The sequence below is a fragment of the Betaproteobacteria bacterium genome, from assembly GCA_016720065.1.
Lineage (GTDB): Bacteria > Pseudomonadota > Gammaproteobacteria > Burkholderiales > Rhodocyclaceae > SSSZ01.
The window spans coordinates 1017108-1031174 of sequence record JADJXY010000002.1 but is presented as its reverse complement, the minus strand read 5'-3'; the positions used below and the strand labels follow the sequence as shown (position 1 = coordinate 1031174).

12 protein-coding genes are annotated in these 14067 nt (G+C 68.2%); 9 read left to right on the top strand and 3 right to left on the bottom strand.

The window, feature by feature from the left end:
• Positions 1–12: 12 nt before the first annotated feature.
• The 3 genes from IPM73_08050 (at position 13) to IPM73_08040 (ending at position 2638) form a co-directional block, all read left to right on the top strand.
• Positions 13–924, top strand: coding sequence for an ABC transporter ATP-binding protein (locus IPM73_08050; protein MBK8917983.1), 912 nt, complete (start codon positions 13–15; stop codon positions 922–924).
• The gene (locus IPM73_08045) at positions 918–2138 is read left to right on the top strand and encodes an ABC transporter permease (GenBank protein MBK8917982.1); all 1221 of its coding nucleotides are present in this window, start codon (positions 918–920) and stop codon (positions 2136–2138) included. Before IPM73_08050 ends, IPM73_08045 begins: the two co-directional genes overlap by 7 nt.
• An 86-nt stretch (positions 2139–2224) precedes the next feature.
• The gene (locus IPM73_08040) at positions 2225–2638 is read left to right on the top strand and encodes a hemerythrin domain-containing protein (protein MBK8917981.1); all 414 of its coding nucleotides are present in this window, start codon (positions 2225–2227) and stop codon (positions 2636–2638) included.
• Here IPM73_08040 and IPM73_08035 read toward each other — a convergent pair.
• From IPM73_08035 to IPM73_08025, 3 genes are read right to left on the bottom strand one after another with little or no spacing between them, the layout of a single operon-like run.
• Positions 2632–3627 carry a CapA family protein gene (locus IPM73_08035; protein ID MBK8917980.1) on the bottom strand — a complete coding sequence of 332 codons (996 nt, stop codon included), beginning with the start codon at positions 3625–3627 and terminating at the stop codon, positions 2632–2634. The genes IPM73_08040 and IPM73_08035 overlap by 7 nt on opposite strands.
• Before the next feature lie 23 nt (positions 3628–3650).
• Complete coding sequence (locus tag IPM73_08030; GenBank protein ID MBK8917979.1) at positions 3651–4046, bottom strand: hypothetical protein; 396 nt, start codon at positions 4044–4046, stop codon at positions 3651–3653.
• A 38-nt stretch (positions 4047–4084) separates the two neighbouring features.
• Positions 4085–4552, bottom strand: coding sequence for a nucleoside deaminase (locus IPM73_08025; protein ID MBK8917978.1), 468 nt, complete (start codon positions 4550–4552; stop codon positions 4085–4087).
• Between the two features lie 233 nt (positions 4553–4785).
• On the opposite strand from IPM73_08025, the gene smc reads away from it, so the two are divergent.
• Genes smc through IPM73_07995 form a run of 6 tightly spaced genes read left to right on the top strand, consistent with a single transcriptional unit; the run spans position 4786 to position 14031 of the window.
• Positions 4786–8298 (top strand): chromosome segregation protein SMC, encoded by a 3513-nt coding sequence (smc, locus tag IPM73_08020; GenBank protein MBK8917977.1) that lies wholly within the window; start codon positions 4786–4788, stop codon positions 8296–8298.
• A complete protein-coding gene (locus tag IPM73_08015) occupies positions 8298–9467 on the top strand; it encodes a cell division protein ZipA C-terminal FtsZ-binding domain-containing protein (GenBank protein ID MBK8917976.1) in 1170 nt (389 codons plus the stop codon). Before smc ends, IPM73_08015 begins: the two co-directional genes overlap by 1 nt.
• A gap of 8 nt (positions 9468–9475) precedes the next feature.
• Positions 9476–11848, top strand: a complete 2373-nt coding sequence (gene ligA / locus IPM73_08010) for an NAD-dependent DNA ligase LigA (GenBank protein MBK8917975.1) — start codon at positions 9476–9478, stop codon at positions 11846–11848.
• A 57-nt stretch (positions 11849–11905) separates the two neighbouring features.
• A complete protein-coding gene (gene galU, locus IPM73_08005) occupies positions 11906–12778 on the top strand; it encodes a UTP--glucose-1-phosphate uridylyltransferase GalU (GenBank protein ID MBK8917974.1) in 873 nt (290 codons plus the stop codon).
• Entirely contained in the window at positions 12778–13323 is a 546-nt protein-coding gene (locus tag IPM73_08000) for a hypoxanthine-guanine phosphoribosyltransferase (protein ID MBK8917973.1), read from the top strand. Before galU ends, IPM73_08000 begins: the two co-directional genes overlap by 1 nt.
• Positions 13324–13326: 3 nt before the next feature.
• A complete protein-coding gene (locus IPM73_07995) occupies positions 13327–14031 on the top strand; it encodes a class I SAM-dependent methyltransferase (protein ID MBK8917972.1) in 705 nt (234 codons plus the stop codon).
• Positions 14032–14067: the final 36 nt, after the last annotated feature.

Sequence of the window (14067 nt, the reverse complement as noted above, 5' to 3'; positions counted from 1 at the left end):
CCGGAGATCGCCATGGACCGCTCGCCCCCGGAAAATCCAGCCCCCCCTGAAAATTCTGCCGGCGGCGCTCGCTCGCGGGGGGCGGTCATTCGCGTCGCCGGCCTGAGCAAGTCCTATGTCACTGCCGCTGGCCCCTTCCCCGCCCTCAAGGGCGTGGACCTCACCCTCGACGCGGGCGAATTCGTCGCCATCATGGGGCCGTCCGGCTCGGGCAAGTCCACCTTCATGAACCTCCTCGGCTGCCTCGATACGCCGACGGCGGGGGACTATTTTCTCGCCGGCCGCAATGTCGCCCACCTGGACAAGGACGAGCTGGCCCGCTTGCGCAACCGGACCATCGGCTTCGTTTTTCAAGGCTTCAATCTCCTGCCGCGCATGAGCCTGGAGGACAACGTCGGCCTGCCCCTCGTCTACGCCGGAGTCGATGCCGAGGCACGTCGAGCACGGGCGCGGGAGATGCTCGCCAAGGTGGGGCTCGGGGACTACGCCCAGTCGCTCCCCAGCCGCATTTCCGGCGGCCAGCAGCAGCGGGTGGCCATCGCCCGCGCCCTGGTCAATCAGCCGCCGCTGATTCTGGCCGATGAACCCACGGGCAATCTGGACAGCCACACCAGCGAGGAAATCATGGCGCTGTTCAGCGCCCTGAACGAAGAGGGCATCAGCATCGTCCTGGTGACCCACGAGCAGGACGTTGCCGACCATGCCGGACGCCAGGTGCGCTTTCGCGACGGCCTCATCGTCAGCGACGCCAGGGTGCCCCATCGCCACCCTGGCCCTCCCGCCCGCGACAGCGCTCGGGACAGGCTTGAAGGGGAGGGCACTCCTCTCCTCCCCCTACAAGGGGGGGGAAGCCGGGGTTTCGCAGAGGATCGCTCTGCGCCGGACAGCCGGGAGGAGGAAGGAGGAGCGGGTTCCCCATGCTGAAGGCCATGCTCTTCGAGGCCTGGCGCTCCATGGGCGCCAACCGCCTGCGCACGGCGCTGACCATGCTGGGCATGGTGATCGGCGTCGGTGCCGTGGTCATCATGATGGCCATCGGCCAGGGCGCCCAGTACGCGGTACAGCAATCCATCGCCACCATGGGCAGCAACCTGTTCGTCGTCCTGGCCGGTTCCTTCACCAGCAGCGGCGTGCGCAGCGGTTCGGCCGGCGCGCCGACCCTGAACATCGCCGATGCGGAGGCCATCGCCGAACTGGACGGCGTGCAGACCGTCGCCCCGGTGCACCAGGGCACGCGGCAACTGGTCTATGGCTCGAACAACTGGAATTCCACCGTGGTGGGGACGACGCCGGCCTACCTCGATGCCCGTTCCTGGAACCTGGTCGCCGGCCATGCCTTCAGCGATTCCGACGTGCGTTCGTCCACCCGGGTGGCCATCGTCGGCCAGACGGTGGTCAAGAACCTCTTCGGGGACGACGATCCGATCGGCAAGACCTTCCGCATCCAGGGCAGCCCCTTCACCGTCATCGGCGTCCTCGCCGGCAAGGGCCAGAACCTCAACGGCCAGGACCAGGACGACACCTTGCAGATTCCCCTTTCGACGGCCCAGCGCAAGGTCTTTGGCACACCCTTCCTGGGATCGGTGCGCATGATCATGGTGCAGGCCGTCAGTGCCGAGGCCATGCCCCAGGTGGAAGAAGCCATGGTGGGGCTCCTGCGTCAGCGCCACCGCCTGCGGGACGGCATGGAGAACGATTTTTACCTGCGCAACCTTGCTGCGGTGGCCGATTCCGCCGCAGAGACCACCCGCACCATGTCCCTGCTGCTGGGTGCCATTGCCTCGGTTTCTCTGCTGGTGGGCGGCATCGGCATCATGAACATCATGCTGGTGTCGGTCACCGAACGCACCCGGGAAATCGGTATCCGCATGGCCATCGGCGCCCGGGAGCGGGACATCCTCACCCAGTTTCTCCTCGAAGCCATCATCATTTCCATCGCCGGATGCCTGATCGGGCTCGTCCTCGGCGTCGGCATCGCGCTCCTGGTCAATGCCATCACCGACATGGTCATCGTCATCTCCGGCGGCGCCGTGCTGGTGGCCTTCGCCGTGGCAGCGGGCGTGGGCGTGTTTTTCGGATTCTATCCGGCGCGGAAGGCGGCAAGGCTGGATCCCATCGAGGCCCTGCGCTACCAGTAGGGGTATTCCCGGATTCCAGAATGCCAATTGGCAAGGCCTTGACCTCGGTCAAGGGCGCCAGCGCCTAAGCCTTTAGCATGGCGGCCATGAAAACCTTGCGAGAGTTCGTTGCCCTGTCCCAGGCCCACTATCATGCGGTGAAGCTTGCCCTGGACGTCAAGCAGGCCACTGCCAGGGGCGACACCGAGCGCATTGCCGCCGTGGCCGATAGAGTCGTCGGTCAGATGGAAGGGGAACTGGAAGCCCACTTCCGCCTGGAAGAAGCCCTCCTTCTGCCCGCCATGAAGGAAGCCGGCCACGCCGGACTGACCAGCCGCGCCTTGGTGGAGCACCGACTCATGCGGGAAGCCGCAGCAGCCCTCGCCGTGCCGAGTGCACCCCTCCTGGAAAGTTTTGCCGACCTGCTCCTGAGCCACGTCCGTTTCGAGGAGGAGCAGGTTTTTCCCGCCGCCCGGGGCTGCCTGGACGAGGAGACCCTGGCGGCCATCGCGGCCTACTGATCCGTAGCCGCCACTGGGGCCGGCGGCGCAGCAGGCTCCGGGTTGAGGCATTCCCGCACGCTGTCTTCCCCGGCCCAACCGCAGGGGGTAGCCAATCCCGGGGCAGGGTGAGGGACGCCGTCGGCGTCGATGCGGGCCGCGCGGGTCTCCCAGGCGACGACCCCGGATTTTTCCAGTTTCAGGTGCAAAACCCAGCCCAGGCGGGCCTCGGCGGATTCGAACCCATCGAAGACGAAGTTGCCCAGGCTGTAGACGATGGGTTTTCCGCGGTAGTGTTCGGCGCCCTGGGTGACATGGGGGTGGCCGCCGACCACGGCGTCGGCCCCGGCGTCGATCATGAGGCGGGCGAGCTGGCGTTGCCGCTCGCCGGGCTGGGGCTCGCGTTCCCAGCCCCAGTGCATGAAAGGGATGACGAGATCGGCACCGGCGGCCCGGGCGGCCCGGATGTCGGCCACCACCTGGCTGTCCTCGCTCCAGGCGACGCCGGGCCAGTCGGGGCCGGCCTCGAAGGCCCGCGGCTTGAATTCGTTGTAGGCCAGGACGGCGACGCGCAGGCCCCGGGCCTCGATCCATAGGGGGGCGTGAGCTTCGGCCAGGTTGCGCCCCCCGCCGAAGGGGGTGATGCCCGCCTGCCGCAGGCGTTGCAGGGTTTCCAGGAAGGCCTCCTGCCCGTAGTCACCGGAGTGATTATTGGCGACGCCCAGGGCGTGGAAGCGGCCCTTGAGCACGGCCATCGCCGCGGGTTCGGCGCGGAAGCTGAAAATCTTGTTGGGGCGGGGGGTTCCCGCCGCCGCCAGGGCGCATTCAAGGTTGCCGATGACGTAGTCTGCCTCGGCCAGGATGGGCGCGAAAGCCTCCAGGGGATCCCCGCCGCGGGCGATCACCCGGCCGGGGCCATCGGCCAGCATCACGTCGCCAACGAAGGTCAGGCGCAGGGGCTCGGCCTGGGCGGGAGGCAGCGTGGCGCCCAGAAGGGCGATCAGCGCCATGGCCGGAGCGCGCATGGGGGGCCTCACCGTGCCGCCTCCGCCGGGGAGGCGAGGGCGCACCAGTACTGGAGTTCGCCGTCCCGCAAGGGCTCATAGACGAAGTTGAGCCCGGTGAAGCCGTAGCGGGCTGACGCGCCGCCGGCCAGGGGCAGGGGATGCACGGCCTGGTGCAGGAGGACGGGGCCCTCGTCGGGGACGGCATACACGTACATCTTGAAGGCGGCCTGGGCGGCTGCCGGGTCTTCGACCACTAGGCGCAGAAGGAAGTACGAACCGATAGGAACGCTCTCCCCGGCGTAGGGGGTCGCCGTTGGCCGGGCAGTGAGAACGCGGTGTTCACCGCCATAGTCGATATGGCAGTCCACTGTCTGGGCCGCCAGGGGGGCGCACAGCAGGATCGCTGGGGCGAGGGCGGCCAGGACGGGGCGCGAGGGCCGGGGAAGGCGGCGAGCGGCGGTCAATAGAGCTTTCTTTGGGCCAACCGGGTCCAGGCGGCAAAGGGGGCTGCGGCGTCGGGCAGGGCGAGGTGCTGCACGGGGAGGCGCCGTGCCTCGGGCGGAGCGCGGAATTCCTCGTACAGATCGTGGTCGCAGAACCCCGCGGCGGCCGCGGCGGCCCGTGGGTTGGCGTAGACGATGCGCGCGATGCGGGCCCAGTAGGCCGCCGCCAGGCACAGGGGGCAGGGCTCGCTGGAGGCGTAGAGCACGCAGCCGTCCAGATGAAAATGGTCGATGCGGGCGCAGGCGGCGCGAATGGCCAGAACCTCGGCGTGGGCGGTGGGGTCGCGGGAAGCGACCACCTGGTTCCAGGCCTCGCCGATGATTTCACCCTCGCGTACGACCACGGCGCCGAAGGGCCCCCCTTCGCCGCGCGGAACGGAGGCCGCCGCGAGCGCCAGGGCGCGATTTAGATAAAATTCATCCATAACAACATATTACGTAATATTGTTAATCCTGTTTGTTACACGCTGCGGGCGCTGCGGAATCCTGTGGGTGCCGTCGCGGGCCGCGCCTGGATTCCGGATGGTATTATACGGACCGCTTCCGAGACCGGGCCGCCGCCTGCGTTTTTCCGCCCGGGGCCGCCCCTTGCGGGCAGGTCTCGACAAGTCCCCCGGCCGGAGCAGGATGCTTCCGCCCCCCAGCCCGAATCGTCTCCATGCGCCTGACCAAGCTCAAACTCGCCGGTTTCAAGTCTTTCGTCGATCCCACCTCGGTATCCGTCCCAGGGCAACTGGTCGGGGTGGTCGGGCCCAACGGCTGCGGCAAATCCAACATCATGGACGCCGTGCGCTGGGTGCTGGGGGAGTCCAAGGCCTCGGAACTGCGGGGCGAATCCATGCAGGACGTGATTTTCAATGGCACGACGGGAAGAAAGCCCGTCTCCCGGGCCTCCGTCGAGCTCATTTTCGACAACTCCCTGGGGCGGGCGGCGGGCCAGTGGTCCCAGTACGCGGAACTGGCGGTGAAGCGCGTCCTGACCCGCAATGGCCAGTCCGATTACTTCATCAACAATCTGAAGGTGCGCAGGAAGGACATCACCGACCTCTTCCTGGGGACCGGCCTGGGGCCGCGGGCTTACGCCATCATCGGCCAGGGCATGATTTCCCGCATCATCGAGGCCAAGCCCGACGACCTGCGCGTCTTCCTGGAAGAGGCCGCCGGAGTGACCCGCTACAAGGAGCGGCGCAAGGAAACCGAGGGTCGTCTCGACGACACCCGGGAAAACCTCGCCCGGGTCGAGGATATCCGCCTGGAACTCGCTTCCCGCATGGAGAAGCTGGAATCCCAGGCCGAAGTGGCGCGGCGCTACCACAGCCTCAACGACCAGCATGCGGTGCGCCAGAAGGCCCTTTGGCTCTTGCGCAAACGGGATGCGGAAGGCGAAAGGCAGCGGGCCGCCCTGGAGGTGGAGCGGGCGGCAGCCGACCTGGAAGGCCAGATGGCCGCCCTGCGGGAGACGGAAGCCCGGGCCGAGACCACCCGGGAAGCCCATTTCGCCGCGGGTGAATCGCTGCATGCGGCCCAGAGCGACATGTACGCCGCCAACGCCGAGGTCGCCCGCCTGGAGGCGGAGATCCGTCATCGCCGCGATTCGCGCCGCATGCTGGAAAGCCGCCTCGCCCAGTTGGACGGCGAACTCGCCCACTGGGGCGAAACGGCGGAAAAACTCGCCGCCGACCGACAGCGCTGGGAGGAAATGCAGGAAATCACCCGGCTGCGGGTCGAGGAGGCGGACGAGCGCCTGCGCCAGCAGATGCACCTGGCGCCCCAGGTGGAAGAGAATCACGCCCAGGCCCAGGAGGAACTCAACCGCCTGCGTACGCGCACCGCCAACGGCGAGCAGCGCCTGGAAGTGGAACTCACCCACAAGTCCCATGCCCAGCGGGCCTTGCAGAGTATCGCCCAGCGCCGGGACCGTCTGCGGGAGGAAACCGCCGAGCTGGCCCAGCCCGATCCCCTCGACCTCGCCGAGCGCGAGGAGGAACTGGCCCTCCTGCGGGAGGAACTGGCGGCGGAACAGGAAAGACTGGGCGATGCCCAGGCGGCGATTCCCGCCCTGGAGGCTGGTCGCAAGACCGCCCAGGAAGCGCTCCAGGTCCATAGCCGGGAGCTTGCCGCCGCCGAGGCGCGGCGGTCGGCCCTGGAGCAGATGCAGGCCCGGGCGCGGGAAGCCGGCAAATTGCCGGAATGGCTGCGTCGGCACGGGCTGAACGATGCGGTGCCCCTGTGGAAGCGCATCCATGTGGAAGCCGGCTGGGAGGATGCCGTCGAGGCCGTGCTGCGGGAGAGGCTCAACGCCATCGCCTGCGACGACCCCGGCAAGTTGGCCGAATGGCTGCACGATCGGCCGGACGCCCGCCTGACGGTCATGCTGCCCGCGGCCGGGGGCCTCTCCCTGGGGGGGGATCGCCTCATCGAGCGCCTGCGCTGCGACGATGCCGCCATCGCCGCAGTCCTTGCAGACTGGCTGGCCGGCGTCCACACGGTGGGTTCCCTGGACGAAGCCCTGGCGCGGCGGGCCGAACTCTCCCCGGGCATGGTTCTGGTGACGCCGGGGGGCGATCTGGTGGGCCGCTCAAGCGTGGCCTTCTTCGCCCCGGACAAGGGCGAGCACGGCCTCCTGGAACGGCAGCGGGAAATCGAGGCCCTGGCGCGGGGTCTGGTTGACGGCGAGGCTGCCGCCCGGGCGGCTCAAGAGCGCCTGGGGGCGGTGGAAGCGGAACTGGAGGATGCTCACGAAGCCATCGCCGAGGCCCGCCAGTACGTGGCCGACCGGCAGCAGCGGGTCCATGCCGTCCAGGTCGAGACCCTCAAACTGGCCCAGGCCGTCGAGCGCTACCGCGAGCAGAAGGACAGGCTGGACGAGCAACTGGCCGACCTGGCGGAAGAGGAAGAAGGCGAGCGCGAGCGGGAAATGGCGGCGGACGAAAAGATCGCCGAAGTGCGCGAGGGCCTGAGTCGCATCCTGGTCCTGGTGGCCGGTGCCCGCAGCCGCCTGGACGAGGCCGAAAGGGCCGTGCGGGCCGAACGGGAGCGCAATGCCGATTTCGACCGTGCCCTGCGTGAAGCCCAGTTCTCCTTGCGCGAGTGCGAAGGCAAGCTGAACGACATCTTCGCCCAGCAGGCCCAGGCCCAGCGGGAACTGAACCGTATCGAGGCCGACCGTGCCCAATGTGCCGAGCAGGTGGAGGCCCAGCCGCCGGACATCATGGAAGACCAGTTGCAACAGGCCCTGGAGGCGCGGCAAGAAAGGGAAAAAGCCCTGGCGGCGGCGCGGGACGCTCTGGAATTGGTGACCGGCGCCTTGCGCGCCCTGGAAGAGCAGCGCCAGCGGGTCGAGGTAGGCCTGGAGCCCCTGCGGACCCGCATCGGCGAGTTGAAGCTCAAGGAACAGGCGGCGGCGTTGTCGGCCGAGCAGTTCGCGGCCCAACTTGTGGAAGCGGGGGCCGACGAGGCCGCCCTGCCGCCGGAAGTGACGGAACTGGCCGCCAATTCCCGGCCGGCTGCCCTGCAAGGGGAGCTGACCCGGCTGCACAACGCCATCGCCGAGCTGGGGGCGGTCAATCTCGCGGCCCTGGAGGAACTGGACGCCGCCCGTGAACGCAAGGGCTTTCTCGATGCCCAGGCGGCGGATCTCGACGAGGCCATGGAAACCCTGGAAAACGCCATCCGGCGTATCGATCGCGAGACCCGGGAACTCCTGCGCTCGACCTTCGATACGGTCAATGGCCACTTCGGGCGCCTCTTTCCCGAGCTCTTCGGGGGCGGCCGGGCGGAACTGGTGATGACCGGCGAGGAAATCCTCGATGCCGGCGTGCAGGTGGTGGCTCAGCCCCCCGGCAAGAAAAATTCCACCATCCACCTGTTGTCCGGGGGCGAAAAGGCGCTCACTGCCATTGCTCTGGTGTTTTCCATGTTCCAGCTCAATCCGGCGCCCTTCTGCCTGCTGGACGAGGTGGATGCCCCTCTGGACGACAGCAATACCGAGCGTTTCTGCACCATGGTCAGGAAAATGTCGGGCCAGACCCAGTTTCTATTCATCTCCCATAATAAAATCGCCATGGAGATGGCCGAGCAACTGGTCGGCGTCACCATGCAGGAATCCGGCGTTTCCCGCGTGGTGGAAGTGGATATACAGGAAGCCTTGAAGATGAGGGATGCGGCGTAATGACCGAGCTTCAAATGGGTTTGATCGGGCTGGGGGCGGCGGCGGTGGCCGGCGTCTTCGGCTACAACGTGTGGCAGGACAGAAAGGCCAGGAAACTGGCGGATCAGGTGATGAAATCGCGGCACGCGGACGTGCTCCTGGGGGGCGAGACCCCGGCCGCCGCCCCGGCGGCACCCGCGGCCGATGCGCTCGCGGGGCCGGCGCAGCGCGTCGAACCGCGTCTGAGCGAGCCCCCGGCGGGGGCTGTGACCGTGGACGTCCCGAGCGACGGCGAGCCGCTCAAGGTACGGGTCGAGCCCCTGGAAGACGTGGACGAGGTGGCCGAGATTCCGGCCGGGGAAGTCCCCTTGGCCCTGCTCGATCCGCGGCTGGAATTCATCGTCACCCTCGAACTGGTCGAGGCGGTTCCAGCCCATCAGATCGTCGCTTCCCAAGGGGCTGCCCTGGAGCGCATCGCCAAAGCCGTGCATTGGATCGGATTCAATGAGCGCAGCCGGGAGTGGGAGCGCATCGTTCCCGACGGTGGACTGAGCTACCGCCGCCTGCGCATCGGCCTGCAAATGGCGGATCGACGCGGACCCGTGCGGGACGGCGACCTAGCGGTATTCACGGGTGCCATGCAGGCCCTGGCCGATGATCTGATGGCTGTCGCCGACATGCCGCCCAGCCGCGTCCTCGTCCAGGCCGCCGAACTGGACCGCTTCTGCGCCGAAGTGGATCTGGAAATCGGCGTCAATCTGGTGGCCCAGGGCGCTCCCTTCTCGGGCACCAAGATTCGCGCCCTGGCCGAGGCCGCCGGCATGACCCTGGGCGAAGACGGCCTGTTCACCCGTTACGACGACGAAGGGCGGGTGCAGTTTCGCTTGCAGAATCTGGAGAGCACCCTGTTTTCGCCGGAGGAAATCCGTTCCCTCAGCACCCATGGCCTGACCTTCGTCCTCGACGTGCCGCGGGTCGACCACGGCGAGCGCGTTTTCTACCAGATGGTCGAATTGGCGCGCCGATTCGCCGAGACCTTGCACGGCATCGTGGTCGACGACAACCGGCAGCCCCTGAGCGAGGCCCAGATCGACCACATCCGGCGCGAATTCGTGGCCAAGCCCCAGGCGGCCATGGCGGCCTACGGCCTGCCGGCCGGGGGAAGCCAGGCCCTGCGGCTGTTTTCCTGATTTCGGCGATGCTGGGCATGGCCTCCGTGGCCCAGGCCGAAAGGGCCAGCGCCTTGCGGCGTGAACTGGAACGCTACGCCCACGCCTACTACGTCCTCGACGCGCCCCTGGTGCCGGATGCGGAGTACGACCGCCTGTATGGGGAGCTGGAAGCGCTGGAAGCCGCCTTCCCCGAGCTTGCCGTGGCCGATTCGCCCACCCGGCGGGTGGGGGGAAAGCCCCTGGCCGCCTTCGCCCCGGTGGTCCATGCCGTCCCCATGCTGTCGATCCAGACCGAAACCGATACCGAGGCCCGGGGTGCCTATCAGTTCGACGCCCGGGTGCGGCGGGAACTTGGGCTGGGGGAGGGCGATCCCCCCCTGGACTACTCGGCCGAACTCAAGTTCGACGGCCTGGCCGTGAGCCTGCGCTACGAAAACGGCGTGCTGGTGCAGGGGGCGACCCGGGGCGACGGGACCACCGGCGAGGACGTGACGCAGAATCTGCGTACGCTGCGCCAGATCCCCCTGCGCCTGGCCGGTCGGGCGCCAGCGCTGCTCGAAGTGCGCGGCGAGGTGTATATGCGCCGTGACGACCTGGAGCGCTACAACCAGGGTGCCGCCCAGCGGGGCGAAAAAACCCTGGTCAATCCCCGCAACGGGGCGGCCGGCAGTGTGCGGCAACTCGATCCCGCCGTGGCGGCGAGTCGTCCGCTGAGCTTTTTCGCCTACGGCCTGGGTGCCGTCTCCGGCTGGAGCCTGCCCGCTACCCATGGCGCCCTCCTGGACGCGCTGGCCGCATTCGGTCTGCCGGTCTGTGCGCATCGCGCCGTGGCGCGGGGTCCGCAGGAACTGGCTGCCTTCCACGCCGCCATGGGGCGCCTGCGTCCGGACCTGCCCTTCGACATCGACGGCGTGGTGTACAAGGTCGATCGGCTGGATTTGCAGGAAGTCCTGGGTTTCCGATCCCGGGAGCCGCGCTGGGCGGTGGCCCACAAGTACCCGCCGGAGGAGGCCTTGACCCGCGTCACCGGTATCGACGTCCAGGTGGGGCGTACGGGGGCACTGACCCCGGTGGCCCGGCTGGAGCCGGTCTTCGTGGGCGGCGTCACGGTCACCAACGCCACCCTGCACAACGAGGACGAGATCGCCAGAAAGGGCGGGGTGGGCGTCGGCGACACCGTGGTCGTGCGCCGGGCGGGGGACGTGATTCCCGAAGTGGTGGCGGTCCTGGCCGAGCGGCGCCCTCCCGGGGTGCAGCCCTTCTCCATGCCCGCCGCCTGCCCGGTGTGCGGTGCCCACGTGGTGCGGGAAGCGGGGGAGGCCGTGGCCCGCTGCTCCGGCGGCTTTGCCTGCCGCGCCCAGCGGGTGCAGGCCATTCTGCACTTCGCCGGGCGGCGCATGATGGACATCGACGGTCTGGGGGAGCGCTACGTCGAGCGGCTGGTGGAATTCGACTTCATCCGCGGCATCGCCGACCTCTACCACCTGGACCTGGACGATCTGCTGGCCATGAAGCGCCTCGCCGACGAGCGCGATGGCGGGGGGGGGGCCGAAGCGTCCCGTGGCGGACCGGTGGCCACCCGCTGGGCGGAAAACCTTCTTGCGGCCATTGCCGCCAGCAAGGCGCCGCGCCTGGCGCGCCTGCTCTTCGCCCTGGGCATCCGCCATGTGGGGGAATCCACCGCCAAGACCCTGGCCGACTGGCTGGGCAGTCTGGACCGGGTGCGCCGGGCGCCGGCGCCACTCCTGGCCGCCTTGCCCGACATCGGGGCTACCGTGGCGGCGGCCATCGCGGACTTCTTCGCGGAAGCCCGCAACACCGAGGCCCTGGATGCGCTTCTCGCCGCGGGGGTTACCCCCGTCGACGAGCACGCCCCCGTGGCCGGCCTGCGGGAGCGCCTGGGCTGGGCCGAACTCTACGCCGCCCTGGATATCCCGCGCCTGACCCCCCTGCGGGCGCGGCAACTGGCCGAGCGGGTGCCCCGGGGGGAAGACCTCGCCGCATTGGGGGGCGAAGGCGTCGCAGCGCTGGATCTGCCCCCGGAAGTGGCCGGCGAACTGCGCCTCTGGCTGGACGACCCAGTCCAGCGGGACCTGCTGCCCCGGCTGGCGGCCCTGCGGCAGGAACTCCTTGCCCTGCTGCCCGATGCCGACGCCGCGGCCGGGGTCCTGGCGGGCAAGACCCTGGTTCTTACCGGCACCCTGCCCACGCTGACGCGGGACCAGGCCCGGGATAGGATCGAAGCTGCGGGCGGCAAGGTGGCCGGGTCGGTGTCGCGCAAGACGGATCATGTCGTGGCGGGCGAAGAGGCCGGGTCCAAGCTCGACAAGGCGAGGGAACTTGGCATTCCCGTCATTACGGAGACGGAATTGCTTGCTATGCTTGGCGCTAGCCACTGACCGGGGTGTTTTGTTTATTGTTACCCCAATTATTCAATTGCTTGAAGCGGAATGTTAATGAAAAAAGTTAGGAAAGCCGTTTTCCCCGTGGCGGGCCTGGGAACCCGTTTCCTTCCTGCCACCAAGGCCAGTCCCAAGGAAATGCTGCCCATTGTCGACAAGCCGCTCATCCAGTACGCGGTGGAGGAGGCCGTGGCTGCCGGAGTGACCGACATGATTTTCGTCACCGGCCGTTCCAAGCGGGCCATCGAGGATCATTTCGACAAGGCCTACGAGTTGGAGACCGAGCTGGCCAGCCGGGGCAAGAACGAAATGCTCGACTTCGTGCGCCGCATGATTCCCCGCGACATCAACTGCATCTACATCCGCCAGGCGGAGCCTCTCGGCCTGGGGCATGCCGTGCTGTGCGCCCGGCCGGTGATCGGCGACGAGCCCTTCGCCGTGCTGCTGGCCGACGATCTCCTCGACGGCGAGCCGCCGGTGCTGCGCCAGATGACCGATACCTACGACTACTATCGCTGCTCCGTCATCGGCGTGCAGGACGTGCCCCTGGCCGAGACCGGGAGCTACGGCATCGTCAAGGCGGCGCCGGTGGCCGAGCGGCTGGAGCGCATCGAGGCCATCGTCGAAAAGCCCAAACCCGAGGTGGCGCCTTCCACCCTGGGGGTGGTGGGGCGCTACATCCTCACACCGCGCATCTTTCACCATCTGGAGCGCATCGGCAAAGGTTCAGGCGGCGAAATCCAGCTCACCGACGGCATCGCCAAGCTCCTCGAAGAAGAACAGGTGCTCGCCTACCGTTACGCGGGCACGCGCTACGACTGCGGCTCCAAGCTCGGCTACCTCCAGGCCACCGTCGTCTTCGGCCAGCGCCACCCCGAAGTGGGCGAGGCGTTTACGGCCTACCTCCGGGGAAGGGAGGGCGCCTGATGGAGCGCCACGAAGCCCAGGACATTCTTGCCGCCGCCGACCTCATCCACGGGCCGGAGGTGGTGCGGGAGGCGGTGACGCGGGTGGCGGGCGAGGTGCAGGCGGCCCTGGCCGACAAGTACCCCCTCATCCTGTGCGTCATGACGGGCGGCCTGATGTTCGCCGGCCAGATGCTGCCGCAACTCGATTTCCCCCTTGATTTCGACTACCTGCACGTCACCCGCTATGGCCCGGACACCCAGGGCGGCAAGCTCTCATGGCGCGTCGCGCCGTGGACCTCGGTCAAGGGTCGCACCGTCCTGGTGGTGGATGACATTCTCGACGAAGGCGTGACCCTGGCGGCGGTCAAGGACAGTCTGCGCGGCCAGGGGGCCGCCGAGGTGCTGACGGCGGTCTTCGTCGATAAGCAGAATGGCCACGCCAAGCCGGTGCAGGCGGATTTCGTGGGCCTGCCGGTGCCCGACCGCTTCGTCTTCGGCTTTGGCATGGACGTGCGGGGCGCCTGGCGGCATTTGCCGGCGATCTACGCCGTGAAAGGGGAGTAGGGCATGAGCGGTGCGACGGTGACGGATTTTCTCGCCTACTGGGAGAGCGAGGGCGAGGGCTATGTTCGCCGCGGCGATTACGAGTGGATGGCGTCCCTGGTGCCCGGCCGGCGGGTGCTCGAGGTGGGCTGCGGGGTGGGCTTCGGAACCGTCGCCCTGGCCCGGCGGGGCCTCCAGGTACTGGCGGTGGATAGCCTGCCCGAGTGCCTTGAGCGCGCCCGGGACAAGCTCCCGCCGGAGGCCGCAGTGCGTTTACTGGTGGGGGATGTGGTGGCGCCGGACGCCGCCTTGCAGGCCGCCCTGGGCGAATTTGCCCCCGATACCGTGGTGTGCTGGTTGATGGGCGCGCCTGCCGAGACCACCGGCGCCCTGCCCAGCGATGCCGGTCAGGCGGTGGCGGCCTATCGGGAGAGGGTCCATCGGGCGGTGGCGGAGTTGGCGGCGGCCTCGCCGAGCATTCAGTCCCTGCATTTCGTCGATCGGACGGCGATTCCCTGGCAGGCCAAGGATATCGGCCGCGATACCCTGGTGCGCTACCACTTGGGCAAGACCCTGGCCGACCTTCCCTTCACCGCCGAGCGGCAGAACGCGCGCTATCGCAAGCTGGAGGGCAACGTGGTCGATCTGGCCGAAATTCGGCGTTCGCATCCAGCCCTGAAGAGCGTGGTCCCCACTTTGGCCTCCCTCCTGGCCACGCGCTGCGCGTAGCTCGGGAAGGCCATCCAGTACCAGAAAGGAATTTCC